This window comes from Pseudomonas sp. B10(2017) (assembly GCF_002113295.1).
Lineage (GTDB): Bacteria > Pseudomonadota > Gammaproteobacteria > Pseudomonadales > Pseudomonadaceae > Aquipseudomonas > Aquipseudomonas pudica.
The window spans coordinates 103,577-125,642 of the sequence record NZ_NEJU01000001.1 but is presented as its reverse complement, the minus strand read 5'-3'; the positions used below and the strand labels follow the sequence as shown (position 1 = coordinate 125,642).

General features: G+C 60.7%; 21 protein-coding genes. 11 read left to right on the top strand and 10 right to left on the bottom strand.

Going from position 1 to position 22,066, the window contains the following annotated elements:
* Positions 1 to 21: 21 nt before the first annotated feature.
* The 3 genes from CAF92_RS00605 to CAF92_RS00595 form a co-directional block, all read right to left on the bottom strand.
* A complete protein-coding gene (locus CAF92_RS00605; RefSeq protein WP_085598432.1) occupies positions 22 to 855 on the bottom strand; it encodes a FecR family protein in 834 nt (277 codons plus the stop codon).
* A complete protein-coding gene (locus CAF92_RS00600) occupies positions 852 to 1,376 on the bottom strand; it encodes an RNA polymerase sigma factor (protein ID WP_085598429.1) in 525 nt (174 codons plus the stop codon). Before CAF92_RS00600 ends, CAF92_RS00605 begins: the two co-directional genes overlap by 4 nt.
* Positions 1,377 to 1,468: 92 nt before the next feature.
* A complete protein-coding gene (locus CAF92_RS00595) occupies positions 1,469 to 1,855 on the bottom strand; it encodes a MerR family transcriptional regulator (RefSeq protein WP_085598427.1) in 387 nt (128 codons plus the stop codon).
* 73 nt (positions 1,856 to 1,928) lie between these two features.
* Here CAF92_RS00595 and CAF92_RS00590 point away from each other — a divergent pair, with 73 nt between their 5' ends.
* The 3 genes from CAF92_RS00590 (at position 1,929) to CAF92_RS00580 (ending at position 5,624) form a co-directional block, all read left to right on the top strand.
* Complete coding sequence (locus tag CAF92_RS00590; RefSeq protein WP_085598424.1) at positions 1,929 to 3,029, top strand: SDR family oxidoreductase; 1,101 nt, start codon at positions 1,929 to 1,931, stop codon at positions 3,027 to 3,029.
* Between the two features lie 160 nt (positions 3,030 to 3,189).
* Positions 3,190 to 4,710, top strand: a complete 1,521-nt coding sequence (locus tag CAF92_RS00585) for a sensor domain-containing diguanylate cyclase (RefSeq protein WP_085598422.1) — start codon at positions 3,190 to 3,192, stop codon at positions 4,708 to 4,710.
* A 14-nt stretch (positions 4,711 to 4,724) separates the two neighbouring features.
* Positions 4,725 to 5,624: a DMT family transporter gene (locus tag CAF92_RS00580; RefSeq protein WP_085598420.1), complete on the top strand. Its 900-nt coding sequence runs from the start codon at positions 4,725 to 4,727 to the stop codon at positions 5,622 to 5,624.
* Between the two features lie 48 nt (positions 5,625 to 5,672).
* On the opposite strand, the gene CAF92_RS00575 is transcribed toward CAF92_RS00580, so the two are convergent.
* The 4 genes from CAF92_RS00575 to CAF92_RS00560 form a co-directional block, all read right to left on the bottom strand.
* Positions 5,673 to 6,926, bottom strand: a complete 1,254-nt coding sequence (locus CAF92_RS00575; RefSeq protein WP_085598418.1) for an OprD family porin — start codon at positions 6,924 to 6,926, stop codon at positions 5,673 to 5,675.
* A 58-nt stretch (positions 6,927 to 6,984) separates the two neighbouring features.
* Positions 6,985 to 8,289, bottom strand: a complete 1,305-nt coding sequence (locus CAF92_RS00570; protein WP_046613807.1) for a CitMHS family transporter — start codon at positions 8,287 to 8,289, stop codon at positions 6,985 to 6,987.
* Between the two features lie 124 nt (positions 8,290 to 8,413).
* Positions 8,414 to 9,727, bottom strand: a complete 1,314-nt coding sequence (gene dctA / locus CAF92_RS00565) for a C4-dicarboxylate transporter DctA (protein WP_085598416.1) — start codon at positions 9,725 to 9,727, stop codon at positions 8,414 to 8,416.
* Positions 9,728 to 9,799: 72 nt separating this feature from the next.
* Entirely contained in the window at positions 9,800 to 10,879 is a 1,080-nt protein-coding gene (locus CAF92_RS00560; protein ID WP_080958408.1) for a 4-oxalomesaconate tautomerase, read from the bottom strand.
* A 147-nt stretch (positions 10,880 to 11,026) separates the two neighbouring features.
* On the opposite strand from CAF92_RS00560, the gene CAF92_RS00555 reads away from it, so the two are divergent.
* Positions 11,027 to 11,920 carry a LysR family transcriptional regulator gene (locus tag CAF92_RS00555; protein ID WP_016714082.1) on the top strand — a complete coding sequence of 298 codons (894 nt, stop codon included), beginning with the start codon at positions 11,027 to 11,029 and terminating at the stop codon, positions 11,918 to 11,920.
* 60 nt (positions 11,921 to 11,980) lie between these two features.
* Here the strand turns inward: CAF92_RS00555 and tcuB are convergent, their stop codons facing one another.
* From tcuB to CAF92_RS00540, 3 genes are all read right to left on the bottom strand, one after another.
* Positions 11,981 to 13,162: a tricarballylate utilization 4Fe-4S protein TcuB gene (gene tcuB / locus CAF92_RS00550; protein WP_085598414.1), complete on the bottom strand. Its 1,182-nt coding sequence runs from the start codon at positions 13,160 to 13,162 to the stop codon at positions 11,981 to 11,983.
* Positions 13,143 to 14,597, bottom strand: coding sequence for an FAD-dependent tricarballylate dehydrogenase TcuA (gene tcuA / locus CAF92_RS00545; protein WP_085598412.1), 1,455 nt, complete (start codon positions 14,595 to 14,597; stop codon positions 13,143 to 13,145). The genes tcuB and tcuA overlap by 20 nt, the downstream gene beginning before the upstream one ends.
* Positions 14,598 to 14,745: 148 nt before the next feature.
* Positions 14,746 to 15,666, bottom strand: a complete 921-nt coding sequence (locus CAF92_RS00540; RefSeq protein ID WP_046613812.1) for a LysR family transcriptional regulator — start codon at positions 15,664 to 15,666, stop codon at positions 14,746 to 14,748.
* A 328-nt stretch (positions 15,667 to 15,994) separates the two neighbouring features.
* On the opposite strand from CAF92_RS00540, the gene CAF92_RS00535 reads away from it, so the two are divergent.
* The 7 genes from CAF92_RS00535 to CAF92_RS00505 all read left to right on the top strand — a co-directional run bounded on the left by CAF92_RS00535 (position 15,995) and on the right by CAF92_RS00505 (position 22,019).
* Positions 15,995 to 16,351 (top strand): metalloregulator ArsR/SmtB family transcription factor, encoded by a 357-nt coding sequence (locus CAF92_RS00535; RefSeq protein WP_046613813.1) that lies wholly within the window; start codon positions 15,995 to 15,997, stop codon positions 16,349 to 16,351.
* Positions 16,352 to 16,463: 112 nt separating this feature from the next.
* A complete protein-coding gene (gene arsB / locus CAF92_RS00530; protein ID WP_085598411.1) occupies positions 16,464 to 17,525 on the top strand; it encodes an ACR3 family arsenite efflux transporter in 1,062 nt (353 codons plus the stop codon).
* 3 nt (positions 17,526 to 17,528) lie between these two features.
* A complete protein-coding gene (arsH, locus tag CAF92_RS00525; protein ID WP_046613815.1) occupies positions 17,529 to 18,245 on the top strand; it encodes an arsenical resistance protein ArsH in 717 nt (238 codons plus the stop codon).
* 23 nt (positions 18,246 to 18,268) lie between these two features.
* Complete coding sequence (locus CAF92_RS00520; RefSeq protein WP_085598409.1) at positions 18,269 to 19,273, top strand: ArsJ-associated glyceraldehyde-3-phosphate dehydrogenase; 1,005 nt, start codon at positions 18,269 to 18,271, stop codon at positions 19,271 to 19,273.
* Between the two features lie 9 nt (positions 19,274 to 19,282).
* Complete coding sequence (arsJ, locus tag CAF92_RS00515; RefSeq protein WP_085598406.1) at positions 19,283 to 20,527, top strand: organoarsenical effux MFS transporter ArsJ; 1,245 nt, start codon at positions 19,283 to 19,285, stop codon at positions 20,525 to 20,527.
* Between the two features lie 542 nt (positions 20,528 to 21,069).
* Complete coding sequence (locus CAF92_RS00510; RefSeq protein WP_178081753.1) at positions 21,070 to 21,663, top strand: GNAT family N-acetyltransferase; 594 nt, start codon at positions 21,070 to 21,072, stop codon at positions 21,661 to 21,663.
* Positions 21,660 to 22,019, top strand: a complete 360-nt coding sequence (locus tag CAF92_RS00505; RefSeq protein ID WP_085598401.1) for a cupin domain-containing protein — start codon at positions 21,660 to 21,662, stop codon at positions 22,017 to 22,019. Before CAF92_RS00510 ends, CAF92_RS00505 begins: the two co-directional genes overlap by 4 nt.
* Positions 22,020 to 22,066 lie beyond the last annotated feature (47 nt).

Below are 22,066 nucleotides of genomic sequence, written 5' to 3'. Positions count from 1 at the left end.
AACCCTACCTGCACCTGAGAATTATTTTCTTGTCGGTTTGCGTTGGATCCGGACGCTGCCATCCTCTTGTTGCAGTACGGCGACGGGCAGGATGCTCGGTAGCAGATCCAGTAGCAGATCGACATTGTGCGCCTCGAACACCCCTGTCACCTTGAGTGCGCCAAGGCTTGGGTCGCTCAGCTCGATGGGCGCCTTGCGATAGTGGCGCAGCAACGGCACCGCTTCATCCAGCGGCGTCTGCTCGAACACGATGCGATCATCTTTCCATGCCATCGCTCTGGAGGCATCGGCCTTCGCAACCGGCGTCAGTCGCCCGCCAATCGAGTCGACCTGTTGCCCTGGCCTGAGGGTAACTGGTGCTTGTGTTGCAGCTGCCGCAACGTCCACGCGCCCACGGGCCAAGGTCACACGCACCACGTCGTTATCCAGGCGGCGGACATTGAACAACGTACCGAGCACCTCGACTTTCGCCTGGCCAGCAGACACCACGAAGGGGCGGTACACGGCCGAGGACACATCGAATAGCGCCTGCCCTGCGCGCAGGTCGACTTCGCGGCTGAGCAGACGCCAACTGATATCGAGGTGCGTGCCACTGTCGAGCAGCAGATTGCTTCCATCGCTCAGCAGCACAGCGCGCCGCTCACCAATGGCGGTAGCGAAACGCTCGCTCTTGTAGGCAGGGTTCAGCCACGCCAGGGCTGCAAAGGCGACCGCAAGCGCCAGCGTGATACCTGCCGACTTTACCGCTTTCGAGGGCGCTGGCCTGGCTGGCGGCATGGGGAACAGCTGTTTGAGCTCTTCACGATGTCGCCCCAGAGCCTCGTCCAGTGGAGCCTGTTCGGGCTGCTTCGTCATGGATGCACCTCATCGCGCCCAAGCCTTTGCCTGCACGCCGCCAACCCCAGCCGCAGGTGCTTTTCCACTGTCTTGACGGAAATACCGAGGCGAGCGGCTACTTCTGCCTGGGGGATTTCGTGAATCTTGTGCATGACGAAAACAGCCTGGCAGCGAGGTGGGAGGCCTGTGATAGCGTTGACGAGCAGTTGAAACTCGCGCTCGCTGTCATACCTGGTCGTCGGGGTGGCTGCCGGGCAGGCCACCTCAGGCAGCTCGGAGATAGCCTCTACCCAGGCGTCTCGGCGGCGATCGCTACGATAGCGACTCACGGCGGTGTCGTGGGAGATTTTTCGTAGCAAGGCAAGTGGGGTTCGAACGTCGTCTTTCTCACCGCGCTCAAGCAACTGCACGCACACGTCATGCACCACATCGCGCGCCATGCTTCTGTCGCCGAAGCGTCGGCGAATGTGGTCCACCAGATCGTCGTAGTGACGTACCAATGTAGACAGCAGCGTCGGTTTGGCGGGATCGAACGACACGATGCATCCTGGATAAGAGGGAGGCCCCGAAACAAGACACAAGTGTAAATGAGAAATAATTGCGAATAAACAAGCCAAGGCGTCGGGCCATGCTAAATCGCAGGAGGGCAAGGAATCGTCAGGCCGTTGGCAATGGCACTGGCTTCGAGCTTTGCACGCTCCGCATCGAGAAAGACATAGGCGGCTTGCAGCGTGGTGATCTTAGCTTGAATTTCGGCCATCTTGCTGGCCACCAAGGCCGCGCCTTGAGCGCAATCGATCGTGTTACCCCGCTTGGCCGCAAGGATGTCGGCGATCTCGGCGAGTGAAAAACCGCCGCTCTGGGCACTCTGGATAAAAGCCAGATCAATAACGGTCTGTTCGCTGTAACTGCGGTAATTGTTGGCTTGCCGATGGGCCGCGATAAGCCCGAGTTGCTCGTAATAGCGCAAGGTATGGCGGCCGACTCCACTCAGGCGCTCCAACTCTCCAACATTCACGGTAGAAATTCCTTGACTGTAGAGTACGCTCTACACCTTAGCCTGCGCCGATCATCCAGACAAGGATTCAGATATGAGCGTGGAATGTTTCGTCACGGGCGGCAGTGGGTTTGTCGGCCAACACTTACTGGCCGGTCTTACTGCGACAGGGCACAAGACCTGGGTGCTCATGCGCAACCCTGAAAACATCAAGCGCCTCAAAGAGCAAGTACGGCAACTGGGAGGTGACCCTGCGTATATTCATGCAGTCGAAGGAGATATCAGCCGGGAAGAACTTGGACTCAGCGAAGCAGACAAGCAATGCGTGTCATCGTCCACTGTAATCTTCCACCTCGCGGCGCAGTTTACCTGGGGCCTGACAATGGAGCAGGCCCGTGCAGTCAACGTGCAAGGAGCGCTGAGAGTCGCCAGGCTCGCGGCGAGCCAGCGAATCCGCTTGCTGATGGTGGGCGGCTACATGCTGCAGAACCTTACCCATCTGGCAAGTATCGGGGTTGATAACGAACACCCAGAAAACACCAATTGGCCTGCAGTATACGGCCGTGTGGGGGGCTACGAAGGCAGCAAGCTGGAGTCTCATTTCGCAGTCATCCGCTACATGCAGGAGGTAGGTGCGGATTACACGATCGTTCATCCTGCTACGGTATGTGGCCATAGCGAAAGTGGGCATATTCTTGAAGGGCAACCTCTGGCCGACCTCATTCGAAATCTCGCACTGGGCCGGTTAAAGGCTGTCCCGGGTTCCGCCAGGCACTGGTTGCCATTGGTCAGCGTCGATTATCTGGTAAAGATGATGACCTGCGTGGCGTTCGACCCTTCGATGGCCAACCGGCAGGTCCTGGCGCTGTATGAACACACCCCGAATCTGCAGGGGATGCTCGAGCAGCTGGCACAAACGCTGGACATCAAGGCACCCCGCCGCCATGTACCCATAGGGTTGCTCAAGTGGCTGTTGGCGATTCCCGGGCTGGCCACCCGATTATCGATCAGCGCCGAGTCATTGAACTTCATTCAGACGCAGCGCTTCGACATGAGTGACAGCCTGAAACTGGAACAGAAGTATCAGTTGGCACATCCCGATATGGCGCGAACTTTAGAAAGGACCGTGCGCTACATCCAGGGTAACTTGCCCAATCGTCACGTTCACACTTCTGCAGACCTTGCCGGCAGATAACCAACGGGGCCTGAAAGAGCGCGTGATTCTGTCGGACATTCCAGCAATACAGGTGTTATATTATTGCGCGTGAACCAGATGGTTACTTCCTGACCGTCTGGTTAGTTAAAGCGTGTCGACGCTCAACTTGGTCCTTGGGGAAAAAGGCGTGTGAATTGACGTGAAGCGTGACATCCATCTCGTTGTGCTACTGCTATCGGTCATCGGTTGTTCTCTCGCCTCGTTAACGCTGTGGAAAGTCATGGCTTCTCGCGAGCGCGCCCTGGAAGACGTCAATGTCCATGGCCTTAACCTGACCCAGGCACTGTCCACCTATTCGGAAGGTATCGTCCGACAGAGCTCGATGCTGTTGCTCGGCCTGGTCGAGCGCCTGGAAACCGAGGGCGCCGGACCTGCGCAAATCGAACGCCTGGGTCAGCTGGTCAAGCGTCAGCAGCCGTTGATGCCGCCGATGAGCGGCATCACTATCTACGCAAGGGATGGACGCTGGCTGATGTCGTCCAACCGTCCGATCCCCGACGGTGCCAACAGCAGCGACCGAGCCTTTTTCATCCACCACCGTGACAACCCATCCCGCGACCCCTTCATCGGCCTGCCAATCCGTAGCCGCGTCAATCAGGAATGGGTGATCACCATCAGCCGGCGATTCAACGATGAGCATGGCGAGTTCGCCGGCGTTGTCGCCATGACACTTGGCGTCGAGAACTTCCTCCAGCTTTTCGGCAAACTGGATGTCGGCCATGACGGTGCCATCGGGCTGGCCTATACCGACGGTTCCATGCTGGTGCGCTACCCTTTCCGGGAACAGGACATGGGGCGCAACTTTTCGAAGTCGCCCATCTTTACCAAGTATCTCGTTGACCAGTCAGCCGGCACCGCATCGTTCACCTCCAGCCTGGACGGCGTGGAGCGCCTCTATGCGTTTCGCAAGAGCGACAAGCTACCCTTGGTGACAACAGTTGCACTGGGCAAGCAGGAAGCACTCTCGGCCTGGCGGCTCGAGGCGCTGCTGTCCTCACTGGTGGTCGTGGCGCTGCTCGCACTGATCGGAGCCATTGGCTGGCTGCTGATACGTGCCATGAGCCGGCGAAGCGCGGTCGAAAACGAGCTGCGACTGACCCAGCAGCGGTTGCTTGAGAGCAATCAACGGCTGGAAAGCCTGGCGATGCACGATGCGCTGACGGGGCTCGCCAACCGGCGCTGCTTTGACGAGGCGCTGACCCAGGAAATCCGCACGGCTCATCGAAACGGGACCACGCTGGCTTTGCTGATGATCGACATCGATCACTTCAAACGCTACAACGACACCTACGGGCATCCGGCTGGCGACGCCTGCTTGCAGCAGATGGCTACCCTGCTCTCTTCCTGCATCCGCCGCCCTCGCGACCTGCTGGCACGCTACGGGGGTGAGGAAATGGCGGTGATCCTGCCCGATACCGACAATGACGGAGCAGCTGTCGTTGCCAGGCTGATACTCGAGCGCCTGGCCTTGCAACCCGTCCCTCACAAAGGCAGCCCTTTCGGACATGTGACCGCCAGTATCGGCATCGCCTGCTCCGATGGGACGGCCCTCGACAGTCCGCCATCGCTGATTGAACGCGCCGACCAGGCGCTCTATATCGCCAAGCAAGCGGGCCGTAATTGCCTGCATGTCGACCAAACGAATGTACAAAGCCAATGACAAGGAATGTATTGATGCACTCTCATTTCGGCAAAGGCGTCCTCTTTGCACTCAGCGCCGCGGCACTGAATGCAACGATCGGCGTACTCAGCAAGGTGTTGATGAACAGTGGATTCAGCTCCAGCAGCATCGCCCTGATAAAAACCGTACTTGGCTGCCTGCTGCTGTCAGCCTTGCTCATGTTCCTCAAGCGGCCCCTGCATACGGCCAAGTGGCTTCCTGCAGCCGTTTGCGCCTTTCTCGGCATTTTCGTGCTGTTCCATTTTGAAACCTCGGCCTATAGCCATTACGCCGCGGCAGGCGTCGTGGTGATCCTGATGGCAAGCGCCTCCATTTCTTCGATATTGCTGGGGCGGATAGTCCTCAAGGACCCCATCACCGCCAATGCGACAGTAGGCGCCGGGTTGGCGATAGCCGGTATTGCCGTGATCTTTGGAGCCGACCTGGAACAAGGCTTCACCCTGCAAGGCGCAGTGCTCGCTTCGATCGGAGGCTGCGGTTATGGCGCATTTTCGGTTGCCATGAAGCGCATGGGCGTTTCCGGGGGGCTGCATTTCACCCGGCAACTGTTGTTTTTCGGCAGCCTCTACCTGCTGATGCCGGCTGCGACCGATGGGTTCATCGTGGGAGAGCTGTCGCTGGCGGCAGTCATGGCATTGCTGGCTCTGGCCGCGTTGCCGACCATCCTCGGTTTCTTCTGTACCACCAAGGCCATCGAATATCTGAAGCCGTCGCAAGTCCAGGCACTGGAACTGACTGAGCCGCTGTTCGCCGCGCTGCTGGCGTTCGTGGTCCTCAATGAGGTACCGCGAGACACGTTGTACCTGGGGGCCGGGCTGATCCTCTTCGGATTGTGTTTCTCCAATGAGTTGATCCGACTGGGCAAGAAAGCGCCACAGCCGTCCGAAGCGTGAAGCGCGTGCGAACAAGCGCCCCGAAGCGCGCATGCTCGCGCGGCCGCATTACCAGATCGCTATATCGTAGGTCAGGTAGATCCGGTTGCTGTCGCGCCCTCGGGAAAAGTCAGAGCGGTAGACGTAGTTGCGAAGCTTCACACCCAGACCTTTCACAGGCCCGGACTGCACCACGTAGGCAAGCTCCATGTCACGCTCCCACTCGCTGAGCCCGGCATCAGCGGAGCGACCGTTGTCACCACTCAGGTAGCGCGCCATGAAGGTCAGCCCGGGGACACCGGCCGCGGCAAAGTTGTAGGCATAGCTCGCCATCCAGGTTTTCTCTTCTTCCTCGATGAACTTGCCGATGCCCACGTTGCTGAACGAGTAGACCGTCGCACCGCTGATATACGGCAACCCAGCCTCGCCGTCGAGAATCTGGTAACCGGCGCCGAAAGTATGACCGGAATGAGCGTAGGACAGCTGCCCACTGAACATGTCGTTGTCGATCTGACCACCATGAGCGGCCCCGCTGTCGCGGCTCTTGAAATAGCGCAAGTCGGCGGTCAACACACCGCCGGCCAATGGCAGGTCGTGGACCAGGCCTAAATAGTCCTGACGATAGAAGTGTTCGAGCTGGCCGTGGAAATAGCTCAAGCGCAGCTGCTTGCTGACGGCATAGTCGGCCCCGGCAAAGTTGAAATCGCCAGACTCACCGCCACTGTAACCATCCAGGAACAGGCCGGTGCTGTCGGAGGAGTCCCGCTGCTTGAAGCGGTCCAGGTGGCCGGCGGTCAGGGTCAGGCCATCGACATCGGTACTGGTCAGTTGCGTGCCCTGGTAGGTCTGCGGCAACAATCGCGCATCGTTGTACACCAGCACCGGTGTCTTGGGTAGCAAGGTGCCATGCTTGACGATGGTCTGCCCCAGGCGCGCCTTGGCCGTCACCCCGGCACTGGCGAACTCGTTCGCGGCACGGCCATTGTCATGCACCGGCAGCAAACCGGTACCGCTGCGCCCGCGGCCCGAATCGAGCCTTACGCCTACAAGCCCCAGGGCATCGAGCCCCAGCCCGAGCGGGCCTTGGGTGAACCCTGACTGGTAGTCGAGCAGAAACCCCTGCGCCCATTCCACCCGCTCGCTCTTGGCATTTGCAGCAGCGCGGGCGCTCATGCCTTGTTCGTCGCGGAAGTTTTCGTTGAAGTAAACGTTACGCAACTGCAGCTTGAGCTTGCCGTCGTCGATGAATCCGGCAGCGCCGGCCACAGGCAGCCAGCCGCAAAGCAGGCCACAGGTGGCCCCACGGAAAACAGTTCGGGACATTTTCGATACTCTGTTGTTGTTCTTGGATGAGGTGGGCGCCAGCGGCGCCCGAAGCAGATCAGACGAAGAAGGACAAGGCACCCGTGACCAGGGCCAGTGCGGTGATGACCAGCGATGTCAGCACCGCCCATTTCACGGTGGCCTTCTGGAAGTCGCCGATGTCGCGATCGACCATGCCCACCAGCAGCAAGGTCGAGGCCACCAGCGGGCTCATCAGATGCACCGGCTGCCCCAGCACCGAGGCACGGGCGATTTCAACCGGGTCGATGCCGTAGGCGGCCGCAGCGTTGGCAAGGATCGGCACCACGCCAAAGTAGTAAGCGTCGTTGGACAGTACGAAGGTCAGCGGCATGCTGGTCAGCGCCACCACCAGCGGGAACCAGTGGCTCCACGCCTCGGGAATCCAGTCGACCAGGGTCTGCGCCAGCGCATCGACCATCTTGGTGCCCGAGAAGATCCCCGCGAAGATGCCTGCGGCGAATACCAGCAGTACCACGGTCATGGCGTTGCCAGAGTGGGCGAGGATGCGCTCTTTCTGCAGCTCCAGCTGCGGGTAGTTGATCATCAGCGCTGCGACGAAACCAATCATGAACAACAGAGCGGAGTGCATGACACCCATCACCAGCGCCGTCATGACGGCAATCACCAGCACCAGGTTCACATACGCCAGACGCGGGCGCTTGTGCGGATTGTCGCCGAGGATTTCCTTGATGTAGCAGTTGCCGCCACCCGACTCCAGGGCGATGTTGCCGATGCGTCGGCGCTCGGCTCGGCCCAGCAGGAAGGCGGTGAACACCACCCAGGCGGCACCGCCGATCACGGTCGGCAACATGGGGATGAAGTACTCGGTCGCATCCAGCCCGAGCGCGGCAATGGCCCGGGTTGCCGGCCCACCCCAAGGGCTCATGCCACTCATGATGCTCAGCGACAGCATGGACACCGTGGCCAGGATCATCGGGTTCATGCCAATGCGCTTGTACAGCGGCAGCATGGCGGCGCAGGTGATCATGTAGGTGGTGGTGCCGTCACCGTCGAGCGCCACCAGCAACGACAGCAGCGCGGTACCGATGGCGATCTTGACCGGGTCGCCATTGACGCGCTTGAGGATCTTGCGGATCAGCGGGTCGAACAGGCCGGCATCGATCATCAGGCCGAAGAACAGGATGGCGAACAGCAGCAGCGCTGCCGAGGGCGCCACCATTTTCAAGCCATCAAGCATCATCTTGCCCAGTTCGGGGGCGAAGCCACCGATCACAGCGAAGACAATGGGTACCACGGTGAGCGCAACGATTGGCGACAGGCGTTTGCTCATGATCAGGTAGGTGAAGGTCACCACCATGATCAGGCCCAGGAGTGCGAGCATGGTCTTTTCTCTTGTTTTTATTCTATTGCGGCCATCGGCAAGGCAGACGGCCCCCTACCCCACTCGGCATCGCCAGGATGCTGAGTGGGATTCTAATTCAACAGTGGGAGGTGGAAGTGGCTTTTCAGCCGTGATGCCGGGGCTCGGCAGACCAGTCGGCCTGCGCAGCATCCGCCTTGTCCGGTACAACCGGAACGCCGTTCAAGCGGCGCAGCAAGGTTTCCCGTTCGCAGGCATTCTCCGACAGCGAGATGACCACGGTGGCCACTGCGTTGCTGGCCAGGCTGGTCAGGGCACGCGCCTCGGACATGAAGCGATCGATGCCGATCAGCAAGGCAAGCCCTGCCAACGGGATGTCGTGAATGACGGTCAAGGTCGAAGCCAGTGCAACGAAGCCACTACCGGTCACGCCCGCTGCGCCTTTTGACGACAACAGCATGATCGCCAGCATCGTCACCGTCTGGCCGAGGCTCAGGTCGATGTTGCAGGCTTGAGCGATGAAGACCGCCGCCAACGACAGGTAGATGGCAGTACCGTCGAGGTTGAAGGAATAGCCGGTTGGCAGCACCAGCCCGACCACGCCTTTCTTGCAGCCCAGTTTCTCGAGTTTTTCCAGCATGCGTGGCAGCACCGGCTCGGTGGACGAGGTGCCGAGTACCACCAGAAACTCCTCGCGGAAATAGCGCAGCAGCTTCCACAGGCTGAAGCCATGGGCACGGCAGATGCCGCCGAGTACCACCAGCACGAAGAATGCACAGGCGATGTAGAGCGTACCGACCAGCTTGGCCAGCGCCCCCAGGGACGTCACACCGTACTGCCCGACGGTGAACGCCAGCGCACCGAAGGCGCCGACCGGGGCGAAGCGCATCAGGTAGCCAAAGATGCGAAACACCATGGTAGAGGCAGACTCCAGCACATCGAGTACCGGCTTGCCCTTCTCGCCCATGGACGACAGGGCAAAACCGCTGAGCACCGCGATGAACAGCACCGGCAGCACTTCACCCTTGTTGAACGCCCCGATGAAAGTGTCGGGAATGATGTGCATGAAGAAATCGACAACACTGAGTTTCGCCGCAGACGCGGCGTACTGGCCGAGCCCCTCGGTGCTAAGCGTGGCCGGGTCGATGTTCATGCCGACCCCGGGGCGGAACAGGTATACCGCTGCCAGGCCGATCATCAGGCTGATAACGGTCAATACCAGGAACAGCAGCAAGGTCTTGCTCATCAAACGCCCGAGGGAGCGCTTGTCGGTCATCCCGGCAATGCCTGTGACGATGGTGCAGAAGACCACCGGCGCGATCATCATCTTGATCAGCTTGATGAACGCATCACCCAGGGGCTTGAGCGCAACGGCCTGTTGCGCCCAGAAGTGACCGACCACCACGCCCAGCAGGACGGCGCAGAGGATCTGGAAGTACAGCGATTTGGCGAGTCTCATGAGGCATCACCCATTGTTGAAATTGTGCGGATGCGCTTGTTGCAAATGTAAAAGTGTGGGCTGTCGCCCGACCTACCCCGCCAACCTGCGGAATGTAGGGGCATAAACGAAGCCTGAGAACAGCCGCCGGGCAGTTCGCACCACCGAGGCCTGGATCGTCTTGCCATCGGCACCGCTGCGTGACAGCGCGACATCGATACCGCCGCTTGGGTGTTCCAGGCGCACCTCGGCGAGTTGCTCGGCACCCTCGCCCAGCAGTTCGCCGATTACCGTACCTGGGCTGACGCAGGCAGTCGCCAGCCCTATCGCTCCGGTGATGGCCAGGGCGCGATGGCAGTTGTGCGGCATGAAGTAGCGAACCTGCAACGTGCCGTCATAGCGGGGCTTGGACACCAGAACAGGCTTCGGGATGACCATGCCGCTGACATCACCCAGGCCCATGGCCTTGCCGGCCTTCAGGCGCAACGCCTCGAGGCGTTCGAGCAATCCGCCGTTGGCGTCGAGTTCGGCCGGGGTTTCCGAGCCGGTGACACCCAGCTGGCTGGCCTCTATCACCATCATCGGCATGGCCATGTCGATGCAGGTGACCGGTACGCCATCGATCACATCCTTGGCCTTGCCGGTCGGGAACAGCTTGCCGGTCTTGCTGCCGACCGCATCGAGGAAGGTCAGGTGCACCGGGGCGGCAGTGCCCGGTACACCATCGATCGCCGTGCGGCCTTCATAGCGCACGATGCCGCCGGGGGTTTCCACCAGCGAATTGACGAAAGTGCCGGTGTTGAGGTTGCGAATGCGTACCAGCGTCTTGCCGTCCTGCCCTTTGACAAGACCTTGCTCGATGGCGAAAGGGCCAACGGCGCACAGCATGTTGCCGCAGTTGGGCGCAGTATCGACCCGGCGCTGGGCGACCATGACCTGCACGAACAGGTAGTCGACGTCGGCGTCGGCATGCAGCGAGGGGCTGACAATCGCTACCTTGCTGGTCTGCGGGCTACCGCCACCGATGCCGTCGATTTCCAGTTCATGCCCGGAACCCATCAGGTTGAGCAGCAATTCGTCGCGTTCGACCACATTGGCAGGAAGGTCCCATGCATGGAAAAAGGGGCCCTTGGAGGTGCCACCGCGCATGAGTACGCAAGGAATTCGTTGCATGATTTCGCACTCTTGTTGATCAATGGACATCATTGATGCTGTGGACAAAAGATTGACAGGGATGGATAAATCAATCCAATGCAAATATCGTAGTCATTGTTCCGATTTGAGCATCAATACAGAGCCCAATGCCAAGAGCGATCCGAGATGGAATATGAGCTGCAAGACATACGATCTTTCGTGAAAATCGCCGAACTCGGCAGCTTCCACGAAGCCGCAGAAGCGCTGCACCTGTCCCAGCCCGCCTTGAGCCGACGAATCAAGAAGCTCGAGGAAGGCCTGGGCACTTCGTTGCTGGAACGCACTACTCGTCGCGTCAGCCTGACCAGCGTCGGGCGCGATTTCCTGCCCAAGGCCAGGCGCCTGCTGGATGACTTCGAAGACTCGATCCTGAGCATCCGCGAACTCGCAGAACGACAGACCGGTCAGGTGACCCTCGCCTGTATTCCGACCGCAGCGTTCTATTTCCTGCCGTCGGTGATCCGCGACTACAACGAGCAATACCCCAAGATCCGCATTCGCCTGCTGGACCTCAGCGCCAACGACGGGCTCGAAGCCGTGCTGCGCGGTGAAGCCGATTTCGGCATCAACATGATGAGCGGCCAGCACCCGGACATCGAGTTCGTCTCCCTGGTACAGGAGCATTTCGTCCTGGCCTGCCGCAGGGACCACAAGCTGGCGAACCGTGAAGCCGTCACCTGGACAGAACTGGCCGACTACCGCCTGATCGGCGTAGGCCGGCTCAGTGGCAACCGGATGTTGCTGGACCATGCCCTGTCCGGGCTCAACCTGCGGCCCAAGTGGTTCTATGAGGTTCAGCACCTGTCCACCTCGCTGGGCATGGTCGAGGCCGGGCTGGGCGTATCGGCCATGCCCAGCCTGGCCATGCCCAACGCCGACCACCCGACGCTGGTCAGCGTGCCGCTGATCGAACCCCAGGTAACCCGTACCCTGGGGTTGGTCTACCGCAGAGGGGCGTCGCTGTCGCCAGCAGCGGAGAAGTTCGTATCGATCCTGCTGGACAAGTGGCCCAATCGCTGAACGCAGCGGCGTGCTTCTGGCTCGACGCGGTGCAGGGGAAATACGAGCTGTGTTCATGGCTCACTCCCCTCCCAGGCCCAGCCGGTTGGGCCGGCGCTTCTCGATTGCAAACTTGAGCAATGCCGCGCTGCGGAACAGCCCATGGGCAAACTTGCCATAGGGCAGCGTGATGAACAGCGCCATCACGGTACCCAGGTGAATCGCCAGCATGATCGCCATCGCGGCGGTATCACGCAGGCCCAGCAAGGCAAGGCCGGTGGCGCTTACCAACAGCAGAAGCACAATGAAGGCCCGGTCCATGGGGCGCTGGGCCACATCACCCTGCTCCGGCGCCCTGCGCAGGTTCAGTGCCAGCAACCCGGCCGGCCCGACAATCAAGCCAATTCCGCCCAGGGTTCCGAGCAACACCGGTGCGCTCAGCAGCGGGTACGGCGCCTGCTGGCCCAGCAGATAGTGATACCCGGTGGCGACCACCGTGGCGGCAAAGCACAGCATGAAGCCGTAGAAGGTGAAGTGATGGAAGCGACGGCGCCAGAGCGTGTAGCGATCATCGGCGTTGTTGCAACCTTGGCCGTGCGCGCCGTCCAGGTATTTCAGGGTCAACGCCGCGCTTGATGCCTCAAGCACTGCCCCTTTTGCCGGTTGCGCCAGCGCCTCGGCAGGCGAGACCGAACGCCAGAAGCGACGTACCGCCACCGTCAGTGCCAAGCCTGCAGCGACAAAGACGCAACCGAACATCAGCGCCAGGGTGTTGTGCGGGAAGATCGCATAGAAATTGCCCGCCAGCCGACCAGGTAGCAGCGTGCCATTGATCCACAACGCCAGCAGCAGGAACAGCGACAAGGCCACTGCCAAGGCACTGGCAACATAGGCGCCGTTGTGCCGGTACAGCCGGCCGAACAGGGCCGGCCATGCGTATTCGGCGTAGGTTTGCCCGCGCACCTTGGCCATCGCCTGGGGTACGTTGACGGCGAATTCGTGAGGCTGCGCGTACTGGCAGGCATGCAAGCAGGCACCGCAGTTGTGGCACAGGTTGGCCAGGTAATGGATGTCGGCCTTGCCGAACTCCAGCCTGCGGGTCATCGCCGGGAAAACGGCGCAGAAGCCCTCGCAGTAGCGACAGGCGTTGCATATCCGCATTTGCCGGTCCACTTCCCGCTCTTCCAGGTTCAATACCGGGATCAGTTCGAGGGCCGACCCGGCGGCATCAGGCTGGCGTGGTTCAGGCAGTTGCGCAGTCATGGCGGTTCTCTTTTTCTGGATGTTCGTAACCTGCCGCCGCAGCGGCGCTGGTCCCGGCGATACGGCCGAAGGCGGTGCCGATGGACATGCCGACACCTGCGGTGTAGCCCTTGCCCAGTACATTGCCCGCCATCATCTCGCCGGCAACGAACAGGTTCGGGCTGGGACGTTTGTCGAAATGAACCGCGGCGGTTTCATCGGTGCGCAGCCCCAGGTAGGTGAAAGTCACGCCAGGGCGCAACGGGTAGCCGTAGTAAGGAGGTGTATCGATCGGGCGAGCCCAGTGGCTTTTCACAGGTTCCAGGCCAACGGTGTGGCAGTCGTCCAGGCGGGTGTGGTCGAAGGTACCCACCTGGCAGGCTCGGTTGTAGGCATGCACGGTTTCGAGGAAGGCCTGCACAGGCAAACCGAGCAGGCCGGCCAACGCCTCCAGGCTATCGGCGGTGGCGCCCGGGAAAACCGGCGGCATGAAGCGACCGAGCGCTTTCTGGTCGATGATCGAGAACCCCACCTGCCCTGGTTGATGCGCCACCAGGCGCCCCCAGATGGCATACCGCTTGGGCCAGAAGTCCTCGCCTTCATCGTAGAAGCGCTGGCCGTCGCGGTTGACCACCACGCCCAGCGACACACAATCGATGCGCGTGCAGATACCGCCATCGTATAGCGGAGCGCGGGCATCGATCGCTACCATGTGCGCCTGCGTCGGGTCGCCAATCGTGTCGGCACCCTGTTCGATCATGCGGCGCAACAGAACACCGTCATTGAAACGCGTGCCACGGATCAGGAAGTTGTCCGAAGGCCACTCCCCTCGCTCGTTCTGCCCCCACGCCTCGCGCAACCATTGGCGGTTGGACTCGAAACCACCGGCAGCAAGCACACAGGTACGCGCCTCGATGCGCTCGGCGGGCAGCTGACGCCCCCGAACCTCGCGCGCAGGCACATGGGCCGCGACGAAGCGTCCGTCCTGCAGTTCTATGTCGGCTACGGGGGTGTCGTAGCGTATCTGTACGCCAAGGTTTTCGGCGCTGCGGAAGTAGGCATTGACCAGCGCCTTGCCGCCGCCCATGAAGAAGGCATTGGTCCGTGCGGTGTGCAGCGCACCAGACAATGACGGCTGGAAATGCACGCCATGCCGGCGCATCCACCCGCGGCAGCTGGAGGATGCGCGAATCACCAGGCGCGCAAGCTTTTCGTTGGTCTGGCCACCGGTGACCTTCAGCAGGTCCTGCCAGAACTCCTCTTCCGGGTACGACTCGAGCAGTACGTCCTGGGGGCCATCATGCATGCACCGCAGGTTACGCGTGTGTTGTGAGTTGCCACCACGCCAGGCGCGGGGTGCGGCCTCGAGCAGCAGCACGCTGGCTCCGGCCTCTCGCGCCATCAGCGCGGCACAGAGGGCGGCATTGCCCCCTCCGATGACTAGCACATCGATCATTTCACCTCCAGATCACGAAGAGCCGAATGTTCGGCTGCTCCTCGTGACCGGGGACTTTAATGAGTGCCTTATGGGTGCGAAACGCGATCGTCGGGGGGAGGCATTCAGTTTTTCTAAAGGGGCTGGATGAGCGCACCCAGCGTCTGGGTCAAAGCAGCCGGGCCCCGGGCCATCGGCCCTGTTCCACCAGATCCCGAGCGACCTCCTGCAGTACGATCCGCGTTGCCAGCGCTGCTGGCGAAAGCTCGTCATCAGTCAGGCTGACAATTACATTGCGACGCTGCGCCTGTGCTTCATCGATGGCAAACACGCGCAAGCCTGCCTGATGCGCACGGGCCACCGTCGCGCCGGGCTGGATGGTCGCGGCATGACCCGCACACACGCAATCCATCAACAACGACAAACCATCGACCTCCATGACGATGCTGGCCTCCAGCCCTGCCCGCTCGAAGATCGAGCGCAACGTCGTGCGCAGGCCATGCTGCGTGCTGGGCATCACCAAGGGGAGCGTCGCGATCTGTTGCAATGTGAGCGACTCGCCCCACTCGGCCTTGACCAGCGGGGCGGGAACCAGCACGAACAGCCGCTCCGTGAGAAGCGCCCGCACCTCCAGCCGCGGCCCCGTCTCTGCCTGGAACAGCACCGCCAGGTCAAGGTGCCTGGCATTGAGCTGGTTCATCAGATAACCGGACAGCATTTCCACCAGGTGCAGACGGATGTCGGGATAGCGTTCGCGCATACGGTCAATCAACGCCAGGCCAAGAATCGATGCGGTGGTCGGTGCCAACCCCACGCTGGCGTAGCCGCTCATGCGGCCGCTTTGTGCCGCCAGCACAGCATGCTCCGCCTGGCGAAGCGCCAGCCGCGCATGATATTCGAAGGCCAGGCCCGCCGCCGTCGGCGACACGCCTGTGCTCGAACGTGTCAAAAGCCGGGTACACAGCTCGCTCTCCAGCTTGGACAGCTGTTGGCTCAATGCCGAGGCGCCGACCCCGAGTTCGACCGCAGCCCTGCCAAGGCTGCCGTACTCCAGAACACTCAGGAAATAGCGAAGCTGACGTAACTCCATACAGATCTCTTCAACGATGGGGGCAGGCCTGGCGCATGTTAAACGTATTTGCACAGCGTGGGCGGTCAAGCCTTGATCGACAGGACGCTACGGTGGAACTGGCCCGCCCTCATGGAACCGCACATGACTCATTGAATTGGCAGGGTAGGCGGACTGCTTGCGAATTCAGTTCGCCAAGCGTCAGCGCAGCCCACAAGCTGGGCGATCTCCTGCAAGGCCTTCTTTCGTCTGCAGGAATCAATCTGGCAGGCCTTGCAATACATGCGAAAATTCGTATATTTGAAAAACCATATATATCAAGCATGAAAAGCAAACACCGAGAACCACCATGACTGACTCGCTGACCCCGACCCAGGTATTCAAATGCCTCGCCGACGAGAACCGCATTCGGATGATGCTGCTGATCGCTCGTGAGGAAGAGCTGTGCGTGTGTGAACTGATCTGCGCCCTGGAAGAAAGCCAACCCAAGGTTTCCCGGCACCTCGCACAACTGCGCACCTGCGGCCTGCTTGAAGATCGCCGGCAGGGGCAATGGGTGTATTACCGCCTGCATCCAGAACTGCCCGCCTGGGTACGCGATGTCCTGGTAACCACGCTGGAAGCCAATCGCGAATGGTTGGGCACCAGCGCCAAACGACTGGACACCATGGGTGACCGCCCTCAGCGCGTCGCTGCCTGCTGCTGACTACTGTCGAAAAAAGGCATTTCTCGCATTGCCTTTCGAACGACTGGATGCCGCCCGGCTCAAGGCCGAGCTGGCGATCATCGAAACGCTCTCACATTCAGGGAGATACACCATGAGCAAAAGCCGGCTTTCCTTCCTCGACCGCTACCTGACGGTCTGGATCTTCCTGGCCATGGGCCTGGGGATCGCTCTCGGCAGCCTGTTCCAAGGGTTGCCAGCGTGGCTGAACAGCCTGTCGGTGGGCTCGACCAACATCCCCATCGCAATCGGCCTGATCGTGATGATGTACCCGCCATTGGCGAAAGTGAAATACGAGGAGTTGCCGCAGGTCTTCAAGGACAAGCGCATCCTCGCCCTGTCGCTGATCCAGAACTGGGTGATCGGCCCGGTGCTGATGTTCGGGCTGGCAGTAGTGTTCCTTTCCGACAAGCCCGAGTACATGACCGGCCTGATACTCATCGGTCTGGCGCGTTGCATCGCCATGGTGCTGGTATGGAACCAGATCGCTGGCGGCAATAACCAGTACGTGGCTGGCCTGGTCGCCTTCAACAGCATTTTCCAGATCCTGTTCTTCAGCGTGTACGCCTGGATCTTCCTGGGCCTGCTACCGCCACTGTTCGGCCTGGAAGGTAGCGTCATCGAGACTAGTTTCCTCGATATAGCCCAATCGGTGCTGATCTACCTGGGTATCCCGTTCCTTGCCGGTTTCCTGACCCGCAGGACCCTGATCGGCCGGAAAGGTGCCACCTGGTACCAGGAGCACTTCATTCCGAAAATCAGCCCGCTGACCCTCGTGGTGTTGCTGCTGACCATCGTTGCCATGTTCAGCCTGAAAGGCGACATGGTGCTGCAACTGCCGCTGGACGTGCTGCGCATCGCCACCCCGCTGACCATCTATTTCGTGGTGATGTTCTTCATCAGCTTCTGGATGGGCAAGCTGCTGGAGGCCGACTACCCCCGCACCACTGCGCTGGCCTTCACTGCGGCAAGCAACAATTTCGAACTGGCCATTGCCGTGGCCATCGCCACCTTCGGCCTCGCCTCGCCGGTCGCGTTTGCCACCGTCATCGGGCCCTTGGTGGAAGTGCCGGTACTGATCTCGCTGGTTGGCGTGGCCTGGTGGCTCAAGCGTCGCTGGTTCGATCAGCCATCTGGCGCCTTGTCTCAGGAGTAAATCATGACCGAACACCACATTCCCAACATCGACAACGATCTGGTCGACCTGCCGACAGCAGACAAGCTGGCAGTCGAGCAAAAGTCCACCCACAAGCCTCGCATCCTGCTGCTGTACGGCTCGACCCGCGAACGCTCCTTCAGCCGCCTGCTGACCGAAGAAGCCGCCCGCCTGCTGGAGCACTTCGGTGCCGAGACGCGAATCTTCAACCCGTCCGGCCTGCCATTGGCAGATGACGCGCCCGATGACCATCCGATGGTCAAGCAGCTGCGCGACCTGGTGCTGTGGTCGGAAGGCATGGTCTGGTGCTCTCCGGAACGTCATGGCGCCATGACTGGTGTGTTCAAGTCGCAGATCGACTGGATCCCCCTGAGCATGGGCGCCGTACGGCCGACCCAAGGCAAGACCCTTGCGGTCATGCAGGTATGCGGCGGTTCGCAGTCGTTCAACGTGGTCAACCAGCTGCGTGTGCTTGGCCGCTGGATGCGCATGTTCACCATCCCCAACCAGTCGTCCGTACCCAAGGCCTACCTGGAGTTCGACGAAACGGGCCGCATGAAACCGTCCCCGTACTACGACCGTGTCGTCGATGTCATGGAAGAGCTGGTGAAGTTCACCCTGCTGTTGCGCGACCGCGCCGACTACCTCGTCGACCGCTACTCCGAGCGCAAAGAGTCGGCCGAGGAACTGTCCAGGCGTGTCAATCAACGATCCATCTGAAGTCACAACTCGAGAACAAGACCATGGCAATCAAAGTAGGCATCAATGGGTTTGGCCGTATCGGTCGCCTGGCGCTGCGCGCGTCCTGGGGCTGGCCGGAATTCGAATTCATCCAGATCAATGACCCGGCCGGCGACGCCCAGACCCACGCCCACCTGCTCAACTTCGACTCGGTCCACGGGCGCTGGGATCGTGAAGCCGGGGCAGATGGCGACTCGGTGGTGATCGAGGGCAAGCGCATCAAGGTCACCGCGAACAAGAACATTGCGGACACCGACTGGTCGGGCTGCGACCTGGTCATCGAGGCCAGCGGCAAGATGAAGTCGGTAGCGGTGCTCCAGGCCTACCTGGATCAGGGCGTCAAACGTGTGGTGGTCTGCGCTCCAGTGAAGGAGAAAGGCGCCCTGAACGTGGTGATGGGGGTCAACCAGCACCTGTTTGACCCGGCGCAGCATCGTATTGTCACCGCCGCCTCCTGCACCACTAACTGCCTGGCCCCGGTGGTCAAGGTGATTCACGAGAGCCTTGGCATCCGCCACGGCTCGATCACCACCATCCACGACCTGACCAATACCCAGAGCATCCTTGATACGCCGCACAAGGACCTGCGTCGCGCCCGTGCCTCGGGCATGAGCCTGATCCCGACCACTACGGGCTCGGCTACCGCAATCGCCGAAATCTTCCCTGAATTGCGCGGCAAGCTGAATGGCCATGCCGTGCGTGTACCGCTGGCCAACGCCTCGCTGACCGACTGCGTTTTCGAGGTGGCGCGTGAGACCACGGCTGAAGAGGTCAATGCGTTGTTGAAGGTTGCTGCCGAAGGCCCGTTGAACGGAATCCTCGGCTACGAAGAACGACCACTGGTGTCCATCGACTACCGAACCGACCCACGGTCTTCGATCATCGATGCGCTGTCGACCCTGGTGGTCAATGGCACCCAGGTAAAAATCTATGCCTGGTACGACAACGAGTGGGGCTACGCCAACCGCGCAGCGGAACTGGCGCGAATGGTCGGCATGGCGGAGTAGACGGCAATCATGAAGGCGTTGTCAGCCCTGTCCATGGAAGTGCGTCAGTACCTGCTGGTTACCGGCAACTACTGGGCCTTCACCCTCACCGACGGCGCGTTGCGCATGTTGGTGGTACTGCACTTCCATTCACTGGGCTACACGCCGTTGCAAATCGCGGCGCTGTTCCTGTTCTACGAAGTGTTCGGCGTGATCACCAACCTGGCAGGCGGCTACCTCGGCGCCCGCCTGGGGCTGAATCGCACCATGAACATAGGCCTGGGCCTGCAGGTCCTGGCCCTGCTGATGCTCACGGTACCGGCAGCCTGGCTCACGGTGGCCTGGGTGATGATGGCCCAGGCGCTTTCCGGCATCGCCAAGGACCTGAACAAGATGAGCGCCAAGAGCTCCATCAAGCTTCTGGTGCCGGACAGCCAGCAAGGCACGCTGTACAAGTGGGTCGCCATCCTGACGGGCTCGAAAAACGCGCTCAAGGGCGTTGGTTTCTTCCTTGGCGGCGCCCTGCTCGCCCTGCTCGGCTTCACCCTGGCGGTGCTGGCCATGGCGGCGGTACTGGCATTGATCTGGATCGGCAGCCTGATCCTGCTGAAGAAGGACCTGGGCAAGGCCAAGGCCAAACCGAAATTCCGCGACATGCTGTCCAAGAGCCGGGCCATCAACATTCTCTCGGTCGCACGGCTGTTTCTTTTTGGTGCCCGTGACGTCTGGTTCGTCGTGGCTTTGCCGGTGTACCTGAGCACGGCTTTCGGCTGGGACTTCTGGCTGGTCGGCGGCTTCCTGGCTGCATGGGTAATCGGCTACGGCATCGTCCAGTCACTTGCGCCCCACATCACTGGCAAGAAACGCGGCCATGTGCCCGACGGTCGCGCGGCCTTCATCTGGGCGATCGCCCTTGCCGGGCTGCCGGCGCTCATCGCCCTGGGCCTGTCGGCAGGCTGGTCGGCGCAGGTGGTGCTAGTGGGCGGGCTGATGCTGTTCGGCGTGCTGTTCGCCGTGAATTCATCACTGCACAGCTACCTGATCGTCAGCTATGCCAAGGAAGACGGGGTATCGCTGGATGTGGGCTTCTATTACATGTCCAACGCGCTAGGGCGGCTGGTCGGTACGCTGCTTTCCGGTTGGGTGTTCCAGGCTTACGGGCTGGGAGCCTGCCTGTGGATCTCCACAGCGTTTGTTCTGCTGGCTGCCCTGATTTCTATCGCATTGCCAAGGCATGCTGCCGGGGTGCTCCAGGCTAGCGAAGATAAAAGGTAAAGGGGTGATCCACAGCTGCCCACAATCGATCCTTGTCTGTCGTAGTCGCGAATGGCGGCTAACGACCCATAGCGGAAATCTGTAACCGGGGCCGCTTCGCGGCCCATCGCCGGCAAGCGCGGCTCCCACAGGTACAGCGCATACCTGAAGGCTGGTGGTATTCCTGTGGGAGCCGGCTTGCCGGCGATGAGGCCGGTACTGACTACAGAGCTTTGGATCAGTGTCCGCCGTGGGCCGGTAGCTGCCTTTCGTGACATACGACCTCCATACGGGGCTCACCCCTGCTCTGTTTCCGGCCCTCCCCCCAATGGGCGTACACATCGCCCGTTTCTCGCCTAACCACCTCCGGTAACTGCACGATCAATTCCCCAGGCATGAGCCATCAGACGGCAACCTGTCTTTGTGCATGGGACAGCGTCGCACACCGTGCTGACGGTGTTCGCCCACAGCATGATGGGCACCGTTCAACCCGCCTACCCTGCCTCCCTGCCAAAGGCGTAATCCTTGAAAACTAACCACCCGATCCCATGGGAGCACTGTACATGCCTATCGACTTCAGGCCCGCTCAAGCCTCGGACGCGCACGATATTGCGCGCTTCTTTCAACTGACATCGGAGGGCATGGCCGATTACATATGGAGCAAGCTTGCCGCTCCTGGAGAAGCATTGCTGAGCGTCGGTGCGTCTCGCTATGCCAGGGAACAAGGCGACTTTTCCTACAAGAACTGCCTGATGGCCACTTTCGAAGGGCGTGTCATCGGCATGATGCATAGCTATGCCTTGCACGAGACCCCTGACAGGTCTGTCGAGGCAGACCCGGTCCTCGCGCCTTATTCCGAAATGGAAATACCCGACACCTTGTACATATCCAGCCTGGCCCTGGATGAAGCCTGGCGCAGCCAGGGGCTGGGCGTCCAGTTTCTTCGCCACGCCCAGCAGCGCGCCGAGGAGTCGGGCCTGAATGGGCTATGCCTGATCGATTATGCAGAAAACCACGGTGCACGCCGCTTCTACGAACGTCACGGTTTTCAAATTGTTAAAACCTGCCAGATCGTTCCGCACCCGATGCTGGGCGTAACCGGTGAAGCCTATTTGATGTATCGCCCTAACCAAAACGTGCTCGAGAAAAAGCCATGAACAAGAAACTGACCGTGTTCCGCGAACTGGATATCCAACCGATACGCGACCTTCCCTTTTTTGAAGAGGTGGTGGAAGGCACCCCTCATACGCTGACGTCCAAGTACTATCACGATGAACAGCAAGGTCGCATTTCCGGAGAATGGGAAGCCAGCACCGGAGCGTGGCGCATCGACTACAAGGTTTGGGAGTTCTGCCATGTCCTGAGTGGATGCTGCGTCATCGAGCTTGAGGGTTGCGCCCCCATCAAACTGGCCGCTGGCGACACGTTCATCATCGAACCGGGCGCCAAGGGCAAATGGACCGTGCTGGAAGACATGAAAAAGAACTTCGTGATCCTCTTGCCAACGAACTAGGCGCGGCAGACCACAACAGCCCTCTACCTCATGGCTGCGCTGTCGCG

Bases quoted from the DNA above. Each gene is read 5' to 3' on its own strand.
- CAF92_RS00605 (WP_085598432.1), bottom strand. From the start codon at position 855: ATGACGAAGCAGCCCGAACAGGCTCCACTGGACGAGGCTCTGGGGCGA.
- CAF92_RS00590 (WP_085598424.1), top strand. From the start codon at position 1,929: ATGAGCGTGGAATGTTTCGTCACGGGCGGCAGTGGGTTTGTCGGCCAA.
- CAF92_RS00580 (WP_085598420.1), top strand. From the start codon at position 4,725: ATGCACTCTCATTTCGGCAAAGGCGTCCTCTTTGCACTCAGCGCCGCG.
- CAF92_RS00575 (WP_085598418.1), bottom strand. From the start codon at position 6,926: ATGTCCCGAACTGTTTTCCGTGGGGCCACCTGTGGCCTGCTTTGCGGC.
- CAF92_RS00570 (WP_046613807.1), bottom strand. From the start codon at position 8,289: ATGCTCGCACTCCTGGGCCTGATCATGGTGGTGACCTTCACCTACCTG.
- dctA (WP_085598416.1), bottom strand. From the start codon at position 9,727: ATGAGACTCGCCAAATCGCTGTACTTCCAGATCCTCTGCGCCGTCCTG.
- CAF92_RS00560 (WP_080958408.1), bottom strand. From the start codon at position 10,879: ATGCAACGAATTCCTTGCGTACTCATGCGCGGTGGCACCTCCAAGGGC.
- CAF92_RS00555 (WP_016714082.1), top strand. From the start codon at position 11,027: ATGGAATATGAGCTGCAAGACATACGATCTTTCGTGAAAATCGCCGAA.
- tcuB (WP_085598414.1), bottom strand. From the start codon at position 13,162: ATGACTGCGCAACTGCCTGAACCACGCCAGCCTGATGCCGCCGGGTCG.
- tcuA (WP_085598412.1), bottom strand. From the start codon at position 14,597: ATGATCGATGTGCTAGTCATCGGAGGGGGCAATGCCGCCCTCTGTGCC.
- CAF92_RS00540 (WP_046613812.1), bottom strand. From the start codon at position 15,666: ATGGAGTTACGTCAGCTTCGCTATTTCCTGAGTGTTCTGGAGTACGGC.
- CAF92_RS00535 (WP_046613813.1), top strand. From the start codon at position 15,995: ATGACTGACTCGCTGACCCCGACCCAGGTATTCAAATGCCTCGCCGAC.
- arsB (WP_085598411.1), top strand. From the start codon at position 16,464: ATGAGCAAAAGCCGGCTTTCCTTCCTCGACCGCTACCTGACGGTCTGG.
- arsH (WP_046613815.1), top strand. From the start codon at position 17,529: ATGACCGAACACCACATTCCCAACATCGACAACGATCTGGTCGACCTG.
- CAF92_RS00520 (WP_085598409.1), top strand. From the start codon at position 18,269: ATGGCAATCAAAGTAGGCATCAATGGGTTTGGCCGTATCGGTCGCCTG.
- arsJ (WP_085598406.1), top strand. From the start codon at position 19,283: ATGAAGGCGTTGTCAGCCCTGTCCATGGAAGTGCGTCAGTACCTGCTG.
- CAF92_RS00510 (WP_178081753.1), top strand. From the start codon at position 21,070: ATGCCTATCGACTTCAGGCCCGCTCAAGCCTCGGACGCGCACGATATT.
- CAF92_RS00505 (WP_085598401.1), top strand. From the start codon at position 21,660: ATGAACAAGAAACTGACCGTGTTCCGCGAACTGGATATCCAACCGATA.